Consider the following 20,612-nt stretch of genomic DNA (forward strand, 5'->3'; position numbering starts at 1 on the left):
CGACGTGCCAACATTTTCAACAAGCCTTGAAAAGGCGCTGCACCAGGCTCTCACGCTGGCCAACGAGCGCCACCACGAATATGCGACACTCGAACACCTGCTGCTGGCGCTGATCGACGATGGCGATGCGGCTGCCGTCATGGGCGCCTGCAACGTCAACCTGGATGCCTTGCGCAAGACGGTGTCGGACTATGTCGACAACGAACTCGGCAACCTGATCACCGGGTATGACGAGGACTCGAAGCCGACCGCCGGCTTCCAGCGCGTCATCCAGCGGGCCGTCATTCATGTGCAGTCGTCCGGCCGCGAGGAAGTGACGGGCGCGAACGTGCTCGTCGCCATCTTCGCCGAGCGCGAAAGCCATGCGGCCTATTTCCTGCAGGAGCAGGAGATGACGCGCTACGACGCCGTCAACTTCATCAGCCACGGCATCGGCAAGCGGCCGGGAGCTTCGGAAACGCGCACGCCGCGCGGCGCCGAGGATACCGACGAGGCGCCGAAGGCGTCGCGCGACCAGGAAGAGGGCGGGCCGAAGAAGCCGCAGGATGCCCTGACCGCCTATTGCGTCAACCTCAACGAGAAGGCGAAAATCGGCAAGATCGACCCGCTGATCGGCCGTCATACCGAGGTCAACCGCACGATCCAGGTCCTGTGCCGTCGTTCCAAGAACAACCCGCTCTATGTGGGCGATCCGGGCGTGGGCAAAACGGCCATCGCCGAAGGCCTTGCCAAGCGCATCGTCGAGAAGAAGGTGCCGGAAGCGTTGCAGGACGCGACGATCTTCTCGCTCGACATGGGCACGCTGCTGGCCGGCACCCGCTATCGCGGTGACTTCGAGGAGCGTTTGAAGCAGGTCGTCAAAGAGCTTGAGGAGTATCCGGGTGCCGTGCTGTTCATCGACGAGATCCACACCGTCATCGGTGCGGGGGCCACGTCGGGCGGTGCGATGGATGCGTCGAACCTCTTAAAGCCGGCTCTGTCCTCGGGGGCAATTCGCTGCATCGGCTCGACCACCTACAAGGAATATCGCCAGTTCTTCGAGAAGGACCGGGCGCTGGTCCGTCGCTTCCAGAAGATCGACGTCGTCGAGCCGACCATCGACGACACGATCGAGATCATGAAAGGCCTGAAGCCCTACTTCGAGGACTATCACAAGCTGAAATACTCGAACGAGGCCATCAAGTCCGCCGTCGAGCTGTCGGCCCGCTACATCAACGACCGCAAGCTGCCGGACAAGGCGATCGACGTGATCGACGAGACCGGTGCGGCCCAGATGCTGCTGCCGCTGAACAAGCGCCGCAAGCTGATCACCGAGAAGGAAATCGAGGCGACCATCGCGACGATGGCCCGCATTCCGCCCAAGACCGTTTCGAAGGACGATGAGACCGTTCTCGCCAACCTCGAAAAGGAACTGCGCTCGGTCGTCTACGGTCAGGATCTCGCGATCGAGGCGCTGTCGTCTGCCATCAAGCTGGCGCGGGCAGGCCTGCGCGAGCCGAACAAGCCGATCGGCTCCTACGTCTTCTCCGGCCCGACCGGCGTGGGCAAGACGGAGGTGGCCAAGCAGTTGGCCGTCTCACTCGGCGTCGAACTGCTGCGCTTCGACATGTCGGAATATATGGAACGCCACACGGTCTCGCGACTGCTCGGCGCACCTCCCGGCTATGTCGGCTTCGACCAGGGCGGTCTCCTGACCGATGGCATCGACCAGCATCCGCATTCGGTTCTGCTGCTCGACGAAATCGAGAAGGCGCATCCGGACCTGTTCAACATTCTGCTGCAGGTCATGGATCATGGCCAGCTGACGGACCATAACGGCAAGAAGATCGACTTCCGCAACGTCATCCTGATCATGACGACCAATGCGGGCGCGTCCGACATGGCCAAGGCCGCTTTCGGCTTCGGCTCGTCCAAGCGCGAGGGCGAGGATGTGGAGGCGCTGAACCGCCTGTTCACGCCCGAGTTCCGCAACCGTCTGGATGCGGTGATCCCGTTCGGCTCGCTGCCGACGCCGGTCATCCATCAGGTCGTGCAGAAGTTCGTGATGCAGCTGGAAACCCAGCTGTCGGAACGCAACGTCACGTTCGACCTGCACGAGGATGCGATCGCCTGGCTTTCCGACAAGGGCTACGACGAGAAGATGGGCGCCCGCCCGCTCTCCCGCGTGATCCAGGAGCACATCAAGAAGCCGCTCGCCGAGGAGATCCTGTTCGGCAAGCTCAAGAAGGGCGGCGTCGTGAAGGTCACCGTCGGTCTGAAGCCGGACGGCAAGAAGGGGCTTATCCTCGAGACGATCTCGGAGACGGCCCGCATCAAGCCGAAGGCTGAGGTGGAGCAGAAGCCCCGCAAGCCGACCAAGGCCGCCAAGGCCGCCGCCGAGATGGAAACGGTGGGTGCCGACACCGGGCCGAAGCCGAAGAAGGCGAAGTCCGACGACACGGACGCGACCTCGGCCAAGGACACCGGCACCGACGCCGCGCCCCGCAAGGGCCGGACGGTTCCGAAGGTGCCGCGGAAGTAAACGCAGGCGATAGAGAACGAGAGATGCCGGGCCCTGTGCCCGGCATTTTTGTTTGTTGAAGGCTCTCTCGTCGTGTTCGGGCTTGTCGCTGTCGTCTGCAACGGATTGATTTCGTTGGGATCGGCAGATCCTTGGCACTACGCCTGAGGATGACGATCGCGGGCGGGGATGTTCGTGCTCTGCCCGGATGTCAGGTCTTTCGGACGTCGGCGGCAGATGCTCCTCGTATGGTTTTCGGCTGATCGCTTGGCGAACCGGAAACCCTTCTCACGCACCCGTCTTGCGGGCGGAGACGATGAGCATCATGGGGCGTTCCAGCTCCTCGGCAAGCTCCGGCGTGGTGGCGATCTGGTTTGGTGTCGGGGCGAATTCGGCGATCCGGCGCAGCGCGAAACCGGCGTCGATCAGCGTGTTGAGCGTCGTCGCCAGGGTCCGGTGGTATTTGCGGACGCCTTTGGCAAACCAGTCGGTGCGGCGTTCGCCCTCGATGGAATAGCCGTTGACCGGCCAGGTCTTGCGGCCGTCTTCGTTGGCGATCCAGTGGGGGTGCCGGGCTGCCATGAAGATGGGATGCTCGATGGTGAAGATCAGGTCTCCGCCATCGACCAGCGAATGCCCGATCGTCGCCACGAGCCTGCGGAAGTCCTCGACATAGTGGAAGGCCAGGGCGCTATAGACGAGATCGAAGCGGGCTTGCGGCAGGTCCAGTGTCTCTAGGTCCGCGATGTGGTAGGCGATCGCCGGGTCCGCCGTATCGGCCCGGGCCCTGTCGATCATGTTCTCCGAGAGATCGTATCCGTGGATTTCGGCTGCGCCCTGCTCGCGCATCCAGCGCGCCGCCCAGCCGAAACCGCAGCCGAGATCGGCGATGGTCTTGTCCTTCAGCGCCGGAAGCATGGCGCGAATGGCGGGCCATTCTGGGGCGCCGTCCAGCCCCTTCACCTGCCGGGGCAACTGGCTGTAGCCGCTGAAGAAGTCGGGGTTGTCGTAGATATTCTGGGCCATGGTCTTCTCCGGCGGCGCTCGGCGCGGTCGAGGTGTTCGTCCCTGTCACACAGGGTATGACGTCAGCATGCCTGTGGTGGACGCGAATGGCTATGCCTTCGTTTTCTCCGGGCTTTCTACCGAACCGCCTCGATCACCCCTGCGTCACCCTTCTTTGCCCACTCGGTCAGCACGAAAGCGACGATGCCGGCGAGGGCGAGGGCTGTGGCGAGGGTGAAGAGTGTTCCGTCGTAGAAGCGGCCGAAGAGCGTTGCAAACAGGGTGGCGACGAGGCTGGAGCCGGAGGCGATGAGGGAGGCGCCGAGACCGGCCATGTTGCCGAGCGAGCGCATGGCCATGGCGTTGAGGTTGCCGAAGAGGATGCCGATGGCGAAGAAGGCGGGGAAGGCAAAGAGCAGGAAGAGGGCGAGCGGTGGCTTGCCGGAACAGACGGCGGATGCCGCCAGCAGCGCCAGTCCGGCTGCGATGAGGCCGGCATATCCGGCGCGTGCCATCATCTCCATGCCGAAGCGGGAGACGCATCGCGCATTGACGAACGAGGCGAGGCCGACGCCCACGGCAAGGAGCGCGAAGTAGAGCGGAAAGGTTTCGGCGATGCCGTAAATGTCGAAGAAGAGATCGGCGGCGGTCGCGAGATAGAGGAGCTGCGCGCCGAAGACGAGGCCGGTTGCGAGGATGAGGAGTATCACGCGGAGGGATGCGAGGATGCGGCCGGCGTTCGCCAGGAGGCTTTTCGGGCGGAGGGGAATGCGGCGGGCCGGGGGCAGCGTTTCGGGTTGGCGACGGACGAACCAGATGCCGAGGAGGGCCGCGATGGCGAGGTAGGCTGCGAAGATGGCGCGCCAGCCGGCCAGCATCATCAGGCCCTGCGCCAGAAGCGGCGCCAGCATGGGCACGAGGATGAAGAGCGTGAACATGAAGGACAGGATGCGCGCCATGGCATCGCCCTCGAACTGGTCGCGGATCATGGCCCGCGTGGCGATCTTCGGGCCGGCGACGCCGATGCCCTGAAGGATGCGGCCGAGCACCAGCATGGGAAGCGATGTCGACTGGAGGGCGACGAGGGTGCCCACGGCGTAGAGGCCGAGACCCAGAAGGAGCGCCTTACGACGACCGATGGCGTCCGACAGGGGCCCGAGGAAGAGCTCGCCGATGGCCATGCCGAAGATGAACAGCGCGATGATGGACTGGGTGGAGAGCGGCGGCGTTGCGGCCATTTCGGCGCCGATGCCGCGAAGAGCAGGCAGGAGGCCATCGATGCTGAGCGCGGTGAGGGAGGTCAGGCAGGCGTAGAGAAGGATCCGCTCGCGCAGGCTTGTCATCGGTGTCCTTTCGGGCGGGGTGGAGGTTGCAGGTCGGCAGATTTGTGCGGGCCGGGGCAGACGGCTGTCAAGGTCATCGGGGATTTCGGGGGCGTTCCCAGCCCCCGTGATCGCCTTCGCTCCAACGACCAGCGCTGCGTGGTAGGAATGGCTTGACGGGGGATCGTCGTCGCGCCATCTGGTCCGGTATACAGGTTCAGGCACCGTTTGCAGCCGACAAGGCGGGGCGGGTGCGGGAAGGGCGGCGTGGCTTACTTCAGGAATGATGGTAGCGAGGGAACGGCGGGGTTCTGGTTCCTCAAGGGCATGCAGGGCATTTTCAGCCTGCCGGCGGCGATCCTGTTGATTTCCTTCGTCGGATTCACGGCCTTCGCGCAGCAGTCGGGCGTGCCCGTCGATCAGGCGGTGTTCATGACGGGGATCGTCTGGGCGCTGCCGGCAAAGCTCATTCTCGTGGGCTCGATCCAGTCGGGGGCGAACCTCGTCACGGCCTTCGTAGCGGTGACGTTGTCCTCGATCCGGTTCATGCCGATGGTGGCGGCGCTGATACCGGAGATCCGCGCGGAAAAGACGCGCACCTGGGTGCTGCTGATCGTCTCCCACCTGATCGCGGTGACGGCCTGGGTGATGGCGATGGAGCGCGTGCAGCATGTGCCGCGGGTGCACCGGGTCTCCTATGTGCTGGGCCTCGGCTTGACCCTCGCGCTCGCCAACATGCTCGTCGTCGGCGTGCTCTACCAGTATGTCGCGGAGTTTCCGCCGATCGTCGCCGGTTGTTTGTTCTTTCTGACACCGGTCTATTTCCTCGCCTCCATCTGGAGTTCCGGGCGGCATCCGGTCATCCATATCGCGCTGGTTGTCGGCCTGCTGCTCGGGCCGTTTGCCACGCTGTTTGCGCCGGATTTCGACCTGCTCCTCTCCGGCATCGTCGGGGGGACGCTCGCCTGGGGGCTCGACGTGCTGCGCCGCCGGCGGCTGGAGGCACGGGTTTGAGAGGCCCGGGTTTGATGGGGGCCCGGGTTTGATGGGGGAATGGGCATGAACTGGCAACCGGATGCCTGGGGCTACGTGTTCATCGCGATTGCCGGGTTTCTCGCGACCGACATCTGGCGCTGGCTCGGCGTCGTCGCCGGGCGGCGGCTGCGGGAGGATTCCGAGGTTCTCAACTGGGTACGGGCGGTGGCGACCGCGCTGGTGGCGGGCGTCGTCTCCAAGCTCATCGTGTTTCCCACCGGCGTTCTGGAAAGCTCGCCGCTCTGGCTGCGCGTCGGGTCGATTGCGGTCGGCGCGCTCGCCTTCTTTCTCGGACGGCAGGTGCCGGCTATAGGCATCGCCTCGGCCATCGCCTTTCTGGGGGCAGGGCTCTATCTTCTCGGGTTCTGACACGAGACGAGCGGAGACCCTATGGCCAGAAATACCTCAGCTATGATCGACGGGCGGATGCCGCGTCGGGATGCGGGCGATGGCAGTCTGCTTCAGCGGCGGGCCTCGGGGCCAGGACCGGCGGTGCTCTGCCTTCGCTGGCTGGCGCTGGCAGCCCTTGGCGTGCTGCTCGTCGTCGTCAATCCGCTGGCGGACCGGGCGGCGCAGTATAATCGCGACGTAACCATCGGCAGCACGGCGCTCTACGGCACGCTGCGGGTGATGAACTCGGTGATGAGCGTCGCCAAAGATGCGGATGTGACCGGTGGGGTCGGGGTGGCCTCGGTGACGGCGAGCCCGGGGCAATTGCTGCAGCCGGTAACCAACACGATCGACCGGATGGCCGACCTGCTCTTCTGGCTCGCCATCGTCTCGGGCGTGCTCTCGACGTTGTTCCTGCCTGTCGCCAAGGTGGCGGCCATCGGCCTTGCCGGCGTGTCGCTGCTGCGGGCGGGTGTGAGCCTCACGCGCCGTCGGCTGCCGCGCTCTGCGGAGCGGCTGATGCATGCGGTGCTGACACTGTGCATGCTGGGGGCTGTCGTGCTGCCGCTATCCTATGCCGTCGCCTTCCACGCCGGCGCGCGGATGACGGACGATGCCTGGCAGGGCGCGACCGTCGTGTTCGACCGGATCAACGCGGATTACGATGCGGAAGCCGTCGGGCAGATCGATGCGCTCAGGGACAGCCAAGTGCCCGCCGTTCCGCAAGCCGCACCGGATACGAGTTTTCTCGGGCGGCTCGGTTCAGCGGTCGATCAGTCGCAATCAGCGATCTCGGGCACGGTCTCGGCTGCTTCCGGGCTGGTGACGTCGCTGACGGAGGGCGTCGCGTCCAAGACCAAGGTCATCACCGACGGTATCGCGATCTCCTCCGACCTGTTCACGGCCTCGATCGCGATCGCCGTGTCGTACCTCGTCAAGATTTTGGTGATGCCGCTGCTGATTCTCGGCGCGGCGCTGTTTTTGATGCGGGCGGCGTTTCGGTAGAGCGGAACGAAACCGTCCATCCCCCTCCGTCATTCCGGGCTTGACCCCGAATCCAGCCAGCACACGTCTGTGGGCTGAAATGACTCTTATGACCTGACGTCCGTCAGGTCGCTAGATTCCGGGTCAAGCCCGGAATGACGGAGGGTTGAAGTTGAATGAAGTCAATCCGTTGCAGATGCTCGGGACAGGCCCGAGCATGACGGCAGGGTGGGGTGCGCGGCTTCCTCAGCCCAATGCTGCGCGGAGTTTTTCGGCGTTGGCCTTGAGGATGTCGCCGTCTTCCATGGTGCCGGAATGGGCGCGCATGGGGTTGCCTTCGTGGCGCGGGATGATGTGAAAGTGGAGGTGGAAGACGGATTGGCCGGCGGGGGCTTCGTTGAACTGCATGATGGTGATGCCGTCGGCGGCGAAGGCCTGCTTGGAGGCGACGGCGACTTTCTGGACGGCGGCGATCAGCGCGGGCAGGGTGGCGGGGTCGGCGTCGAGCAGGTTGCGCGAGGGGGACTTCGGCACGACGAGCGCGTGGCCGTCGGCCTGCGGCATGACGTCCATGAAGGCGATGACGGCGTCGTCTTCGTAGACCGTGTAAGAGGGGATCTCGCCGCGCAGGATTTTTGCGAAGATGTTGTTGGTGTCGTACTGGGTCATGAGAGGTCCCTTGTAAATATCAGGTGTCGGATTCCACATCCTGCCGCTCGCCCTTCCGGAAGGGGCTGTGCTCGGTGAGGATGTCGCCCATGGCTTCCACGTCGAGGCGTTCGCGCTCGAGATAGTCGGCGACCGCGTGTTTCAGGCCGGGATGCGTGAAGTAGTGGGCGGAGTGGGTGGTGACGGGGAGGTAGCCGCGGGCGAGCTTGTGTTCCCCTTGCGCGCCGGCTTCGACGCGCTTCAGGCCGCGTGAAATCGCGAAATCGATGGCCTGGTGGTAGCAGACCTCGAAATGCAGGAAGGGATGATCCTCGATCGCGCCCCAGTGGCGGCCGTAGAGGGCATCGCCGCCGATGAAGTTGATGGCGCCGGCGATGTAGCGGCCCTCGCGCTTGGCCATGACGAGGAGGATATTGTCGGCCATGCGCTCGCCGATCAGCGAGTAGAAAGCGCGGGTGAGGTAGGGGCGGCCCCATTTGCGGCTGCCGGTGTCCATGTAGAAGCGGAAGAACTGATCCCAGATCTCTTCGGTCAAGTCCGCGCCGGTCAGCCAGTCCACTGTGATGCCGTTTTCGAGCGCCGCGCGGCGCTCCTTCTTCAGCGCCTTGCGCTTGCGAGAGGCGAGCGTCTCCAGGAAATCGTCGTGGCTGGCATAGTTGTCATTGGTGAAGTGGAATTGCTGGTCCGTGCGATGGAGAAAGTCGGCGTCCTCGAAGGTCGGAACTTCCGCTTCGGGCACGAAGGTGACGTGGGCGGAGGAGACCTTGTGGCGCTTGGCAAGCTCCGTCAGGCCCGCCGCCAGCGCCATGTGCACGGCCTCCGGCGCGAAGGGCTCTGACGCCGCCAGCAGGCGCGGGCCGGTGGCGGGCGTGAAGGGCACGGAGCTCTGGAGTTTCGGGTAATAGCGCCCGCCTGCCCGCTCCAGCGCATCGGCCCAGCCGTGGTCGAAGACGTATTCGCCCTGGCTGTGGTTCTTCAGGTAGCAGACGAGCGCGCCCGCAAGCGCGCCGTTGCCGTCCTCCATTAGCAGATGCTGGCCGAGCCAGCCGGTCTCGGCCGTCGCCGAGCCGGAGTCTTCGAGCGCCGAGAGATAGGCGTGGGAGACGAAGGGGTTGAAGGGCACCTCAAGGGTGCTTGAGCCCTTCGACGTGCCGATGAGTCGATCCCAGGCTGCCTTGTCGATATCCTTGAACGACGTTTCGATGCGGATGCTGACTTCGTCTGCCATGCGTCAGGCCACCAGATCCCCGTTTGACCGCGGCCGCGGCTCGAAGCCTTCGAAGGTCATCTGATCCGCATGGAGAAAGGTGTGGTCCGCCGCCGCCTCGTCGCGCACCGTCCAGGTGATCACGGTGCGGCCGAGGTCGCGCTGCGCCGAGATGAAGGGGTTCGGCAGGTGGCCATAGTGGTAGGAGATGAAATCGAGACCGAGCGCCATGGCTTCCTCGTGAAGCGCAAACTCCTCCGGCCGCGCGCCTTCGGCGGTGAGGCCGAGGGGGAAGCGCGATTCGAGCGCCTTCAGGTCCTTGAGCAGCCAGTGGTCGAAGCTCATCAGCGCGACCGGGCCGCTATAGCTTTCGAGAATATCGACCACGGAATCGGCAAAGCCTCCGTCGTCGCCCTGGCGACCCTTGAGCTCCAGCACCAGGGGCACGCGGCCCTTGACGAGGCGCAGGAGTTGGGAGAGCGAGGGGATGCGGTCGGACGTGTTGCCGATGGAGAACAGGCCGAGTTCGCCGACGGTCTTCAGGCGGATGTCGCCGTCGACGCCGCAGAGGCGTTTCATGTCGTCATCGTGGAAGACGACGGGCACGCCGTCGGCCGTATATTGCAGGTCGCATTCGATGGCGTAGCCGTGGTCGATGGCGCGCTGGAAGGCGGAGATGGTGTTTTCCCAGATCGCATTGTTCATGTCGTGGTAGCCGCGATGGGCGACCGGCTGGGCTTTCAGAAAGGAAGAATCGGGCATCGCGATCACGCGATCTCGATGACGGCGTCGATTTCGACGGCGGCGTTGAAGGGCAGGCCGGCCATGCCGACGGCGGCGCGGGCGTGGACGCCGGCTTCGCCGAGGATGGTGACGATGAGGTTCGACGCGCCGTTCATGACGAGGTGCTGATCGGTGAAGCCCGGGGCGGAGGCGATGAAGCCGTTGAGCTTGACGATGCGACGGATGCGGCCGAGATCGCCGTCGAGTGCGGCCTTGGCCTGGGCGAGCACGTTGATGGCGCAGAGTTCGGCGGCGCGCTGGGCGGCGGTGACATCGACGTCAGCGCCTACGAGTCCGAGGACGGCGACCTTGCCGTTGTCCATCGGCAGCTGTCCGGAAATATAGAGGTGCTGGCCGCTGATGACGAAGGGGACGTAGTTTGCGGCCGGTGCGGCGGCAACCGGCAGGGTGATGCCGAGTTGTTCGATGCGGGCTTCGATTTCTGCGGACATGGATGTCTCCGGACAATATTGTATTCTCATGGGGAATGCGTCATGCACTTCATTGTGCGTTGCGGCGGAAACCGATCCGCCGCCCCGCTTTCGACGCATGCTTCAATATAGCATCGCGCGTCGATCCAACAGGAGCAGTTGAATGTTTCGTTCAGGCATGACCCGATCCGTCGTCGTATCCGCAGCACTTCTGGGGACGACGGTGGTCGGGACGGGGAACGCCACGGCGAACATCCTGGTTCCGCATCGTGCCGTCTACGATCTCGAGCTGAAGGATTCCTCCGAGCGCTCGGGCATTTCCAGCATGTATGGCCGCATGGTCTACGAGTTCAACGGCTCGGCCTGCGATGGCTACACGGTGAGCTTCCGCTTCGTCACCAAGGTGGATACCGGCGAGGACGTGCGGCTGACGGACCAGCAGACGACGACCTTCGAGGACCTGAAGACCGGCAATTTCCGCTTCCTCACGCGCTCCTTCACCGACGAGAAGCTGGACAAGGAAGTGCGCGGGCTCGCTCATGACGCCAAGGATGGCGTGACGGTGGACCTGACGGCGCCGGACAAGCGCGAGGTGGCGCTGGCCCACAGCCTGTTTCCGACCGAGCACATGCTCGAAGTGATCGACCGCGCCAAGCGCGGCGACAAGATCTTCGAATCGCGGATCTTCGATGGCTCCGACAGCGGCGACAAGACGCTGGTGACGACGACGCTGGTCGGCGCGCAGCACAAGCCGAAGGCCGGCGACGAGGACGCGGATGTCGGCAAAGCCGGCGTGATGGCGCAAAAGCCGTTCTGGCCGGTGACGATCTCCTACTTCAACGACGAGGCGACGGGAGACGCCGTGCCGATCTACCGCATGGCGTTCAAGCTCTATGAGAATGGCATCACCCGCGACCTGACGATGGATTACGGGGACTTCGTGCTCAGCGGGAAGCTGGCCAACCTCGAAATGTTCAAGCAGGGCGGCGAGGGTGCCTGCAAGTAGGCGGCATCGGCAGTTGAGGGCATAAAACCTCGAACTTCACGCCTTTTTCCTTGATATCCGTGGCGTCCCGCTGTATGGCGAGCCGCATTCCACACGTGGGGTCTGGGACGTTTCGGGAGACATCCGTTGCGTTCCGCCCGGTGGCACCGTCATCTGATGGTGCTGTTTTCCCCACGGAGGTTCAACCGGAAAAGGATAAACGGCATGGCATTGCCCGATTTCAGCATGCGCCAGCTTCTTGAAGCTGGTGTTCACTTCGGCCACCAGACTCACCGCTGGAACCCGAAGATGAAGCCCTACATCTTCGGCGAACGTTCCAACGTTCACATCATCGACCTTGCACAGACCGTCCCCATGCTGTCGCGCGCCCTTCAGGCCGTCAGCGACACGGTTGCCAAGGGCGGCCGCGTTCTCTTCGTCGGCACCAAGCGCCAGGCGTCGGAAATCATCGCCGACAGCGCAAAGCGTTCGGCCCAGTATTACGTCAACGCCCGCTGGCTCGGCGGCATGATGACCAACTGGAAGACGATCTCCAACTCGATCCAGCGCCTGCGCAAGCTCGACGAGATCCTTGCGTCCGACGCTTCGGGCTTCACCAAGAAGGAACGCCTGAACCTCGAGCGCGAGCGCGAGAAGCTCAACCGCGCCCTCGGCGGTATCCGCGACATGGGCGGCGTTCCCGACCTGATGTTCATCATCGACACCAACAAGGAGTCGATCGCGATCGAAGAAGCCAAGCGTCTCGGCATCCCGGTCGTCGCCGTTATCGACTCGAACTGCGATCCGGACCAGATCGATTACGCGATCCCCGGCAATGACGACGCTTCGCGCGCCATCTCGCTGTATTGCGACCTGATCGCCCGTGCAGCCCTCGACGGCATCGCCCGTCAGCAGGGTTCGTCCGGCCGCGACCTCGGCGCATCCGCCGACCTGCCGCTCGAGCCGGCTCTGGAAGAAGCCGTCGCGACCGACGCCTGATACCAAGCACGATCATCGGCGGCACCGGAGCGGTGCCAGCCACGATTGACCGAACGGGGCCGTTTGCGACTGATGAAGTGGGCGGCCCCGCTTCTTTTCGAGGATACCGCCACGGCGCGGGTCCACATCGGGTGAGACTGTTCATCACGATGTCATCCTGAGGGGGCACACCCTCACACACTTTCCGGCAAACGCCGCTCGACCGTATCTGAGCGCACCGGACGAGACACAGAAAGAGGCCAAGACGATGACGACCATTACTGCAGCAATGGTGAAGGAACTGCGCGAGAAGTCCGGCGCAGGCATGATGGATTGCAAGAAGGCACTGGGCGAAACCAACGGCGACATGGAAGCCGCGATCGACTGGCTGCGTGCCAAGGGCATCGCCAAGGCCGACAAGAAGTCGGGCCGCACGGCCGCCGAAGGCCTGATCGGCATCACCAGCGCCGGCACCAAGGCCGTCGTCATCGAAGTCAACTCCGAGACCGACTTCGTCGCGCGTAACGACGCCTTCCAGGAACTGGTTCGCGGCTTCGCCAAGGTTGCCGTCGACACGGACGGCACGGTCGATGCGATCAACGCCGCCACTTATCCCGCAACCGGCAAGTCGGTTTCCGACAGCATCAAGGACGCGATCGGCACGATCGGCGAGAACATGACGCTGCGCCGTGCAGCCCTGCTCTCCGTCGAGGACGGCGTCGTCTCGACCTACATCCACAATGCGGTGGCCGACGGTCTCGGCAAGCTCGGCGTGCTCGTGGCTCTGAAGTCCACCGGTGACAAGGATGCCCTGAACGCCATCGGCCGCCAGGTCGCCATGCACATCGCAGCGACCAACCCGCTCGCCATCCGCTCGACGGAAGTCGATGCAGCGGTTGCCGAACGCGAACGCAACGTGTTCATCGAACAGTCGCGCGCTTCGGGCAAGCCGGACAACATCATCGAAAAGATGGTCGATGGCCGCATGCGCAAGTTCTTCGAAGAAGTCGCGCTGCTCAGCCAGTCCTTCGTGATGAACCCCGACCTGACGGTCGAGGCTGCCATCAAGGAAGCCGAAAAGACGGTCGGCGCGCCGATCGAAGTCACGGGCATGGCCCGCCTCCTGCTCGGCGAAGGCGTCGAGAAGGAAGAAAGCGACTTCGCAGCCGAAGTGGCCGCCGTCGCCAAGGGCTGATTCTTCTTCGGCTTTGCGCAAATCGGAAGGGCATCGCGTGGACAACGCGGTGCCCTTCGTGTATCCGGCTGGACGCAATTAGCGTCGATCCGGTGGACTGATCGTCCGGAAGCGATGCAGCCTCTGCGGGTGCCGTATGCTTGACCCAAACAGCGCGCCGGACGACCGGACGCGCGCCACGACAGGAGTGACGATGTCGGCCGAACCGCTGTATAAACGCGTACTTTTGAAAGCCTCCGGCGAAGCGCTGATGGGCGATCAGGGGTTTGGCATCGACGTTACCGTTGTCGACCGGATCGCCTCCGACATCGCCGCTGCACGCGCCATGGGCGTCGAAGTGGGCGTGGTCGTCGGTGGCGGCAACATCTTCCGTGGTGTCGCCGTGGCGTCCAAGGGTGGCGACCGCGTGACGGGCGACCATATGGGCATGCTGGCGACCGTCATCAATGCGCTGGCGCTGGCGACCTCGCTGCGCAAGCTCGATATCGACACGGTGGTCCTGTCGGCCATCGCCATGCCGGAGATCTGCGAGAGCTTCTCCCAGCGCGCGACGCTCTACCACCTGTCGCTCGGCCGCGTCGTGATCTTTGCCGGCGGCACGGGCAACCCGTTCTTCACGACCGATTCGGCTGCTGCCCTCCGCGCAGCGGAAATGGGTGCCCAGGCGATCTTCAAGGGCACGCAGGTGGACGGCATCTACTCGGCCGACCCCAAGAAGGACCCGAACGCGACCCGCTTCGAGCGGTTGACGCATAGCGAAGTTCTGGACAAGGGCCTCGCCGTCATGGACGTTTCGGCCGTGGCGCTCGCGCGTGAAAACAGCATTCCGATCATCGTCTTCTCGATCCATGAGAAGGGCGGGTTCACCGATATCCTGACGGGCGGCGGCCGCGCCACCATCGTCACCGACAACTGAAACGGCAGGGGTCTCGCAGAAAGCGGGATCGCACGAGCCGAGCACGGAGCAGAGAACATGAGTGAAGGTATCGACCTCAACGACCTGAAGCGCCGCATGGATGGCGCGATCGCTGCGTTCAAGAACGACATCGCCTCGCTGCGGACGGGACGGGCTTCGGCCAACGTTCTCGATCCGGTGATGGTCGAAGCCTATGGCTCGCGCGTCCCCCTGAACCAGGTCGCCAACATCACGGTGCCCGAGCCGCGCATGCTGGGCGTGTCCATCTGGGATCGCTCCATGGTGAGCGCCGTGGACCGGGCGATTCGCGAATCGAATCTCGGCCTGAACCCGATCATGGACGGCCAGACGCTGCGCATTCCCCTGCCGGAGCTGAACGAAGAGCGTCGCCGGTCGCTGGTGAAGGTGGCGCATGATTATGCGGAAAAGAGCAAGGTTGCGATCCGCCACGTTCGTCGCGACGGCATGGACAACCTGAAAAAGGCGGAGAAGGACGGCACGATCGGTCAGGACATCAGCCGCATCCAGTCGGAAAAGGTCCAGAAGATGACCGACGATATGATTTCCGACGTGGACCGCTTGCTCGTCGATAAGGAAAAGGAAATCATGCAGGTCTAGTCTGCATACTGCGTTTTCTCCTCTTCCGCGAAGTCAGGCCGTCCATGTCCGATCCGTCCGCCAGAACGCTTCCCCTCCATGTCGCCATCATCATGGACGGCAATGGCCGTTGGGCCGCCCGGCGCGGCCTGCCGCGGACCATGGGACACCGCAAGGGCGTCGAGGCCGTTCGCGAAACTGTGCGTGCGGCCGGCGAACTTGGCATCCGCTATCTCACGCTCTACGCCTTCTCGTCGGAGAACTGGAGCCGGCCGGAACCGGAGGTCAACGACCTCATGGGCCTGCTGAAGGTGTTCATCCGCCGGGATCTGGCGGAACTGCACCGCCAGAACGTGCGGGTCCGCATCATCGGCGACCGCTGGAACCTGCGCAGCGACGTCCTGCCGCTGCTCCTGGAGGCAGAGGAGACGACGCGCAACAATACGGCGATCACCGTCTGCATCGCCTTCAACTACGGCTCGCGCGACGAGATCGCCCGGGCCATGCAGTCGCTGGCGGTGGATGTGGCCGAGGGACGGCTGAGCCCCGAGCAGATCACGCCGCCGCTGATCGCCAGCCGGCTCGATACGGCCGGCATGCCGGATCCCGACCTCGTGATCCGCACCAGCGGCGAGGAGCGGCTCTCCAACTTCCTGCTCTGGCAATCCGCCTATTCGGAGTTCGTCTTCATGCCGGAATACTGGCCCGACTTCGACCGGGCGATGCTGATGCGCGCCATCGACATCTATCGGCAGCGCGATCGGCGCTTCGGCAATGTCGCTCCGGCCTCAGCTGCCGCCTCGTCCGCCACCCCGCCTCCGGCCAGCCTCGCGGTCGGTTCGTGATGGGCCGCGAACTCCAGCTTCGAATCATTTCCGGGATCGTGCTTGCGGCCGTCGCGCTCGGCGACACCTGGATCGGCGGTCCGGCCTTTGCCATTCTCTCGGCCATCATCGGGCTGGCCGTCTGGCATGAATGGTCAAGCATGACGCGGATCGCCGAGGGCGATCGTGGCGCCTACTTCGCCGGCTGGGGCGTGCAGGCGGTCGTGGCCGTTCTCATCATCGGCGGTGGCGACGAATATGCCTTGCCGGTTCTCATTCTCGCCTCCATCGCCGCCATCGTCTGGTCGCGATTCCACGGGCGGGGCTGGTGGCTTCCGGGGGGCGTCGCCTATGCCGGGATGACGACGATCTCGCTCGCGACCATCCGCGACGACACGCAGGTCGGCTTCGTCGCCATGCTCTTCGTCTTCGCGGTGGTCTGGGCGACCGATATCCTCGCCTTTTTCTTCGGCCGGGCCATCGGCGGCCCGAAGCTCGCGCCCAGCATCTCGCCCGGCAAGACGTGGTCCGGCGCCATCGGCGGCGCGGTCTCGGGCGTCGTTGCGGGAACGGCCGTCTACGCCTCGTACTTCTCGCTCGAAGATGCGCGCATCCCGCTGGTCGCGCTCGTGCTGTCGATTGCCAGCCAGTGCGGCGATCTGTTCGAATCCTATGTGAAGCGCCGCTGCGGCGTGAAGGACAGCGGCCGCATCATTCCGGGGCATGGCGGCGTCTGGGACCGGGTGGACGGGCTCGTGGTCGCCTGTTTCGCGGCGCTGATCATCGCGCTCGGGGAGGCCATGACGGGCGCCGGCGGCAAGATCGGGTCATTGCTTCTGGGGCTCTGAGGTCATGATGACGACCAGGCGGGCCGGGGCGGTGGCGGGCCCGCAAAAACGTGATTTCGAGGCCCATATCGCATTGCATGCGCCATCTCTATAAGACGGATCAGCCGGGCTTGCTTCCAAAGGTGCGCGTGGCGCCAGCTTTCGACGATCTCGCTCGCTTTCAGCGACCTGACAAGGACGACAATGACCTACCTGGCCGATCTCCTCCATCTCTTCGTGGGCTACATCGTCCCGTTTCTTCTGGTCCTGACGCTGCTCGTCTTCGTGCATGAAATGGGCCATTACCTCGTCGGGCGCTGGTCGGGCATCAAGATCGTCGCCTTTTCCATCGGTTTCGGGCCGGAGCTCGTCGGCTTCAACGACCGGCGCGGCACGCGCTGGAAGTTCTGCGCCATTCCGCTCGGCGGCTACGTCAAGTTCTATGGCGACGAGGATGCGGCGAGCACGCCGGACTACCAGGCGCTCGAGGGGCTCTCGGCCGAGGAGCGCGGGCGGACCTTTCTGGGTGCGGCGCTCTGGAAGCGGGCGGCGACGGTTGCCGCCGGTCCGATCGCCAATTTCATCCTCGCCATCGTCATCTATGCCCTGCTGTTTTCGGCGTACGGCAAGCCGATCGCCGATCCTGTCGTGTCAGAGGTAAAGGCGGGCAGTGCGGCTGCCGAATCGGGCATTCGGCCGGGCGACCTGCTCGTCTCCATCGACGGCTCCACCGTCACGACCTTCGACGACGTACGCCGCTATGTGGGCGTGCGCCCGGAAATGCCGATCGTCGTGGAAATCCGCCGCGATGGGCAGCTGCTGGAGGTGCCGATGGTGCCCAAGCGCACCGAGATCACCGACCAGTTCGGCAACAAGATGGAAATGGGCATCATCGGCATCGTGACGAACCAGGAGAGCGGCAATTTCCGCCTGCAGAGTTTCGGTCCGCTGGAAGCGATCGGGCAGGGCGCCGTGGAAAGCTGGCATATCGTCACCGGCACCTTCGCCTATATCGGCAATCTCGTGACCGGTCACATGAAGGCCGACCAGCTCGGCGGGCCCATCCGCGTGGCGCAGGCCTCCGGGCAGATGGCGACGCTCGGCGTTGCCGCTGTGCTGCAGCTTGCCGCCGTTCTCTCGGTCTCCATCGGTCTTCTCAACCTGATGCCGGTGCCGGTGCTCGATGGCGGGCACCTGATGTTTTATGCGATCGAGGCCATCCGCGGCCGTCCGCTCGGCCCCTCCGCCCAGGACATCGCCTTCCGCATCGGCTTTGCCATGGTGCTGATGCTGATGGTTTTCGCCACCTGGAACGATATTTCCTCACTTGTCGGACGAATGAGCGGCGCGGTTGGCTAAAGGTTAAGGAAGAGGCGCTAAACAGGAGCAAGGCTTCTCTTCAAAGGTTTGATTAGAAACGATTTGTTTACGATAATTCTTGTCAGTAGTGGCCGTTCAGCCACGGTGGGAATTGAAGTAAACGGAAATTAACGTGCTACCTTGCTTGTATGAGAAAAGCGGGTAAAACGGCAGGCATGACCGGAGTCGGCACGAGTTCGCCGCGGGACATTGGAAGAAGGTAAGATCAGAACATGAAGGCTGGTTCAAAGTTTTTGAACGCGGTGTCGGCGGTTGCGCTGTCTGCAGGGATTGTCGCGTCTGGAACTGGCGTCGTCGTTCTTGCCAGTGCGTCTGTCGCTGAAGCTGCAACGATCCGTCGTATCGACGTTCGCGGTGCAACGCGCGTCAGCGCTGAGACGGTTCGCTCCAACATCACCATCGTTCCCGGCCGGGAGTTCACCAATAGCGACATCGACGCTTCGGTGAAGCGCCTGTACGCCACGGGTTACTTCTCCAATGTCAGCATCAACGTTTCCGGTGGTGCGCTGGTCGTGTCCGTCAGCGAGAACAACCTGATCAATCAGGTGGTCTTCAACGGCAACCGCAAGATCACCGACGAGAAGCTGGCCGCGGTCGTCAAGACCCGCTCGCTGGGCGCCTATAGCGAGGCGACCGCGCAGGCCGACATTCAGTCGATCAAGGATGCCTATGCCGGCATCGGCCGCAACGACGTGACCGTGACCGTTCAGACGGCGCCGATCGCGGAAGGGCGCATCAACGTCGCCTTCGTCGTCAACGAAGGCGACCGGACCAAGATCCGCTCGATCAACTTCGTCGGCAATAATGCCTATAGCGATGGCCGTCTGCAGGGCGTCATCTCCACCAAGAAGTCCGGCATCCTGTCCTTCCTCAACCGGAAAGACGTCTACAATGCCGACAAGCTGCGTGCCGATGAGGAGCAGCTTCGCCAGTTCTATTACAACCGTGGCTATGCCGACTTCCGCGTCGTCAGCTCCGACGCCGTTCTCGACGAGACGTCGAACGAGTACACGGTGACGATCACGATCGAAGAAGGCGAGCGCTACGACTTCGGTGCCGTCAATGTCGAATCGACCGTCGAAGGCATCAATGCCGAAGAACTGAAGGGTCTGGTCCAGAGCCGTCAGGGTACGATCTACAAGGCCAAGGACGTTCAGGAAACGATGTCGGAGATCTCCAAGCGCGTCGCCGCGCAAGGGTATCCCTTCGCCCGCGTCACGCCGCGCGGCAACCGCGACTTTGCGGGCCGCACGATCGCCGTCGATTATCTCGTCGACCAGGGTGAGCGCGCCTATATCGAGCGCATCGAAATCCGCGGCAACACCCGCACGCGCGACTACGTCATCCGTCGCGAATTCGACATGAGCGAAGGCGACGCCTTCAACCAGGAAATGATCGCGACGGCCAAGCGCCGCCTCGAAGCGCTCGGGTACTTCTCGACCGTCAACATCTCGACCCAGGCCGGCACTGCGTCCGACCGTGTGGTCGTCATCGTTGATGTGCAGGACCAGTCGACCGGTTCGTTCGGCATCGGCGCCGGCTACTCTGCCGGCAATGGCGGCGGCTTCCTCGTGGAAGCCTCGATCGAGGAAAAGAACTTCCTCGGCCGTGGCCAGTACATCCGCGTCGCAGCCGGTCGTGGCGAAGATAGCAAGACCTACAACGTATCGTTCACCGAGCCCTACTTCCTCGGCTATCGCCTGGCAGCCGGCTTCGACGTCTTCAAGAACGAGAACGACTTCAACGACGACAACTACAGCTACGAGGATCAGGGCTTCAGCCTGCGCGTCACCGCGCCGATCACCGAGCGCCTGTCATCGACGCTGCGCTACAACTACACGGAACTCGACTACCACGCGTCCGACGACGAGCTGGCCGACCTGTCGTCGCCCTACCGTCGCGTCGTGAACTTCTCGCCGTGGACGCGTTCGTCGATCTCCAACTCGTTCACCTACAACTCGCTCGACGACGCCCAGCTGCCGCATGAAGGCATCCTGGCGACGGCGACGCAGGAATTTGCCGGCCTCGGCGGCACGTCCGACTTCTACAAGCTGACGGCCAAGGCCAAGTGGTACTACACCGTGAACGACGATGCCGACGTGATTGCGTCGCTGTCGGCCGGTGCCGGCCATGTCGTCGGTACGGGCGGCGAGATGGAAGTGTTCGACCAGTTCCAGATCGGCAGCAACGAAATCCGCGGCTTCGAGCGGAACGGTATCGGTCCGCGCAGCCGCGAATACGGCGATGCGATCGGTGGCACGACGTACTTCACGGCTTCGGCCGAGGCGACGTTCCCGCTGCCGGGCGTTCCGCGCGATGCAGGCTTCCGTGGCGCCGTCTTCGCAGATGCCGGCACGCTGTACGGCAACGATGTCAGCACCCGCGCCAGCGACCGCATCGTCGGTACGGATGCGTCGCTGCGTGCATCGCTCGGTGTCGGCCTGCTGTGGGCTTCGCCCTTCGGTCCGCTCCGCGTCGATTACGCGGTTCCGATCGCCAAGGAAGATTACGACAAGGTACAGAACATCAAGTTCGGTATTTCGTCGAATTTCTGATATCGGCAGTCCAGAACTGCATGCCAAAC

Annotated in this window: 19 protein-coding genes; 13 read left to right on the top strand and 6 right to left on the bottom strand. The window is 63.8% G+C overall.

The window, feature by feature from the left end:
- Positions 1-4: 4 nt before the first annotated feature.
- The gene (gene clpA / locus C8J33_RS03305; RefSeq protein ID WP_132663131.1) at positions 5-2,521 is read left to right on the top strand and encodes an ATP-dependent Clp protease ATP-binding subunit ClpA; all 2,517 of its coding nucleotides are present in this window, start codon (positions 5-7) and stop codon (positions 2,519-2,521) included.
- 267 nt (positions 2,522-2,788) lie between these two features.
- On the opposite strand, the gene C8J33_RS03310 is transcribed toward clpA, so the two are convergent.
- Positions 2,789-3,526, bottom strand: coding sequence for a class I SAM-dependent methyltransferase (locus C8J33_RS03310; RefSeq protein WP_132663132.1), 738 nt, complete (start codon positions 3,524-3,526; stop codon positions 2,789-2,791).
- Positions 3,527-3,642: 116 nt separating this feature from the next.
- Positions 3,643-4,848 (bottom strand): MFS transporter, encoded by a 1,206-nt coding sequence (locus C8J33_RS03315; protein ID WP_132663133.1) that lies wholly within the window; start codon positions 4,846-4,848, stop codon positions 3,643-3,645.
- A gap of 306 nt (positions 4,849-5,154) precedes the next feature.
- Here C8J33_RS03315 and C8J33_RS03320 point away from each other — a divergent pair, with 306 nt between their 5' ends.
- From C8J33_RS03320 to C8J33_RS03330, 3 genes are read left to right on the top strand one after another with little or no spacing between them, the layout of a single operon-like run.
- Positions 5,155-5,841 carry an AzlC family ABC transporter permease gene (locus tag C8J33_RS03320; RefSeq protein WP_132664434.1) on the top strand — a complete coding sequence of 229 codons (687 nt, stop codon included), beginning with the start codon at positions 5,155-5,157 and terminating at the stop codon, positions 5,839-5,841.
- A gap of 45 nt (positions 5,842-5,886) precedes the next feature.
- Positions 5,887-6,231: an AzlD domain-containing protein gene (locus C8J33_RS03325; RefSeq protein ID WP_092934049.1), complete on the top strand. Its 345-nt coding sequence runs from the start codon at positions 5,887-5,889 to the stop codon at positions 6,229-6,231.
- Between the two features lie 21 nt (positions 6,232-6,252).
- Positions 6,253-7,257, top strand: coding sequence for a hypothetical protein (locus tag C8J33_RS03330; RefSeq protein WP_132663134.1), 1,005 nt, complete (start codon positions 6,253-6,255; stop codon positions 7,255-7,257).
- 225 nt (positions 7,258-7,482) lie between these two features.
- Here C8J33_RS03330 and C8J33_RS03335 read toward each other — a convergent pair whose 3' ends face one another.
- Genes C8J33_RS03335 through C8J33_RS03350 form a run of 4 tightly spaced genes read right to left on the bottom strand, consistent with a single transcriptional unit; the run spans position 7,483 to position 10,347 of the window.
- On the bottom strand, positions 7,483-7,905 hold the full coding sequence (locus tag C8J33_RS03335; protein WP_132663135.1) for an HIT family protein: 423 nt from the start codon (positions 7,903-7,905) through the stop codon (positions 7,483-7,485).
- A 19-nt stretch (positions 7,906-7,924) separates the two neighbouring features.
- Positions 7,925-9,133, bottom strand: coding sequence for a GNAT family N-acetyltransferase (locus tag C8J33_RS03340; RefSeq protein ID WP_132663136.1), 1,209 nt, complete (start codon positions 9,131-9,133; stop codon positions 7,925-7,927).
- Positions 9,134-9,136: 3 nt separating this feature from the next.
- Entirely contained in the window at positions 9,137-9,874 is a 738-nt protein-coding gene (locus C8J33_RS03345) for a glycerophosphodiester phosphodiesterase (protein ID WP_132663137.1), read from the bottom strand.
- Positions 9,875-9,879: 5 nt separating this feature from the next.
- Entirely contained in the window at positions 9,880-10,347 is a 468-nt protein-coding gene (locus tag C8J33_RS03350; RefSeq protein ID WP_132663138.1) for a RidA family protein, read from the bottom strand.
- A gap of 142 nt (positions 10,348-10,489) precedes the next feature.
- Between C8J33_RS03350 and C8J33_RS03355 the strand changes: the two genes are divergently transcribed.
- The 9 genes from C8J33_RS03355 (at position 10,490) to bamA (ending at position 20,583) form a co-directional block, all read left to right on the top strand.
- The gene (locus C8J33_RS03355) at positions 10,490-11,332 is read left to right on the top strand and encodes a cell envelope integrity EipB family protein (RefSeq protein WP_165929720.1); all 843 of its coding nucleotides are present in this window, start codon (positions 10,490-10,492) and stop codon (positions 11,330-11,332) included.
- Between the two features lie 204 nt (positions 11,333-11,536).
- Positions 11,537-12,310, top strand: a complete 774-nt coding sequence (rpsB, locus tag C8J33_RS03360; RefSeq protein ID WP_110799031.1) for a 30S ribosomal protein S2 — start codon at positions 11,537-11,539, stop codon at positions 12,308-12,310.
- A 247-nt stretch (positions 12,311-12,557) separates the two neighbouring features.
- Complete coding sequence (tsf, locus tag C8J33_RS03365; RefSeq protein ID WP_110799030.1) at positions 12,558-13,484, top strand: translation elongation factor Ts; 927 nt, start codon at positions 12,558-12,560, stop codon at positions 13,482-13,484.
- 193 nt (positions 13,485-13,677) lie between these two features.
- On the top strand, positions 13,678-14,400 hold the full coding sequence (pyrH, locus tag C8J33_RS03370; RefSeq protein ID WP_110728544.1) for a UMP kinase: 723 nt from the start codon (positions 13,678-13,680) through the stop codon (positions 14,398-14,400).
- Positions 14,401-14,457: 57 nt separating this feature from the next.
- Entirely contained in the window at positions 14,458-15,018 is a 561-nt protein-coding gene (frr, locus tag C8J33_RS03375) for a ribosome recycling factor (RefSeq protein ID WP_110799029.1), read from the top strand.
- Positions 15,019-15,062: 44 nt separating this feature from the next.
- Positions 15,063-15,842 carry an isoprenyl transferase gene (locus tag C8J33_RS03380; RefSeq protein WP_132663139.1) on the top strand — a complete coding sequence of 260 codons (780 nt, stop codon included), beginning with the start codon at positions 15,063-15,065 and terminating at the stop codon, positions 15,840-15,842.
- The gene (locus tag C8J33_RS03385) at positions 15,842-16,669 is read left to right on the top strand and encodes a phosphatidate cytidylyltransferase (RefSeq protein WP_132441814.1); all 828 of its coding nucleotides are present in this window, start codon (positions 15,842-15,844) and stop codon (positions 16,667-16,669) included. Before C8J33_RS03380 ends, C8J33_RS03385 begins: the two co-directional genes overlap by 1 nt.
- Before the next feature lie 183 nt (positions 16,670-16,852).
- Positions 16,853-18,007 carry an RIP metalloprotease RseP gene (rseP, locus tag C8J33_RS03390; protein ID WP_092934029.1) on the top strand — a complete coding sequence of 385 codons (1,155 nt, stop codon included), beginning with the start codon at positions 16,853-16,855 and terminating at the stop codon, positions 18,005-18,007.
- A gap of 233 nt (positions 18,008-18,240) precedes the next feature.
- Positions 18,241-20,583: an outer membrane protein assembly factor BamA gene (gene bamA / locus C8J33_RS03395; RefSeq protein WP_110799026.1), complete on the top strand. Its 2,343-nt coding sequence runs from the start codon at positions 18,241-18,243 to the stop codon at positions 20,581-20,583.
- The last annotated feature ends 29 nt before the right edge of the window (positions 20,584-20,612 follow it).

It is taken from the genome of Rhizobium sp. PP-CC-3G-465 (assembly GCF_004343445.1).
Classification (GTDB): Bacteria; Pseudomonadota; Alphaproteobacteria; order Rhizobiales; family Rhizobiaceae; genus Ferranicluibacter; species Ferranicluibacter rubi.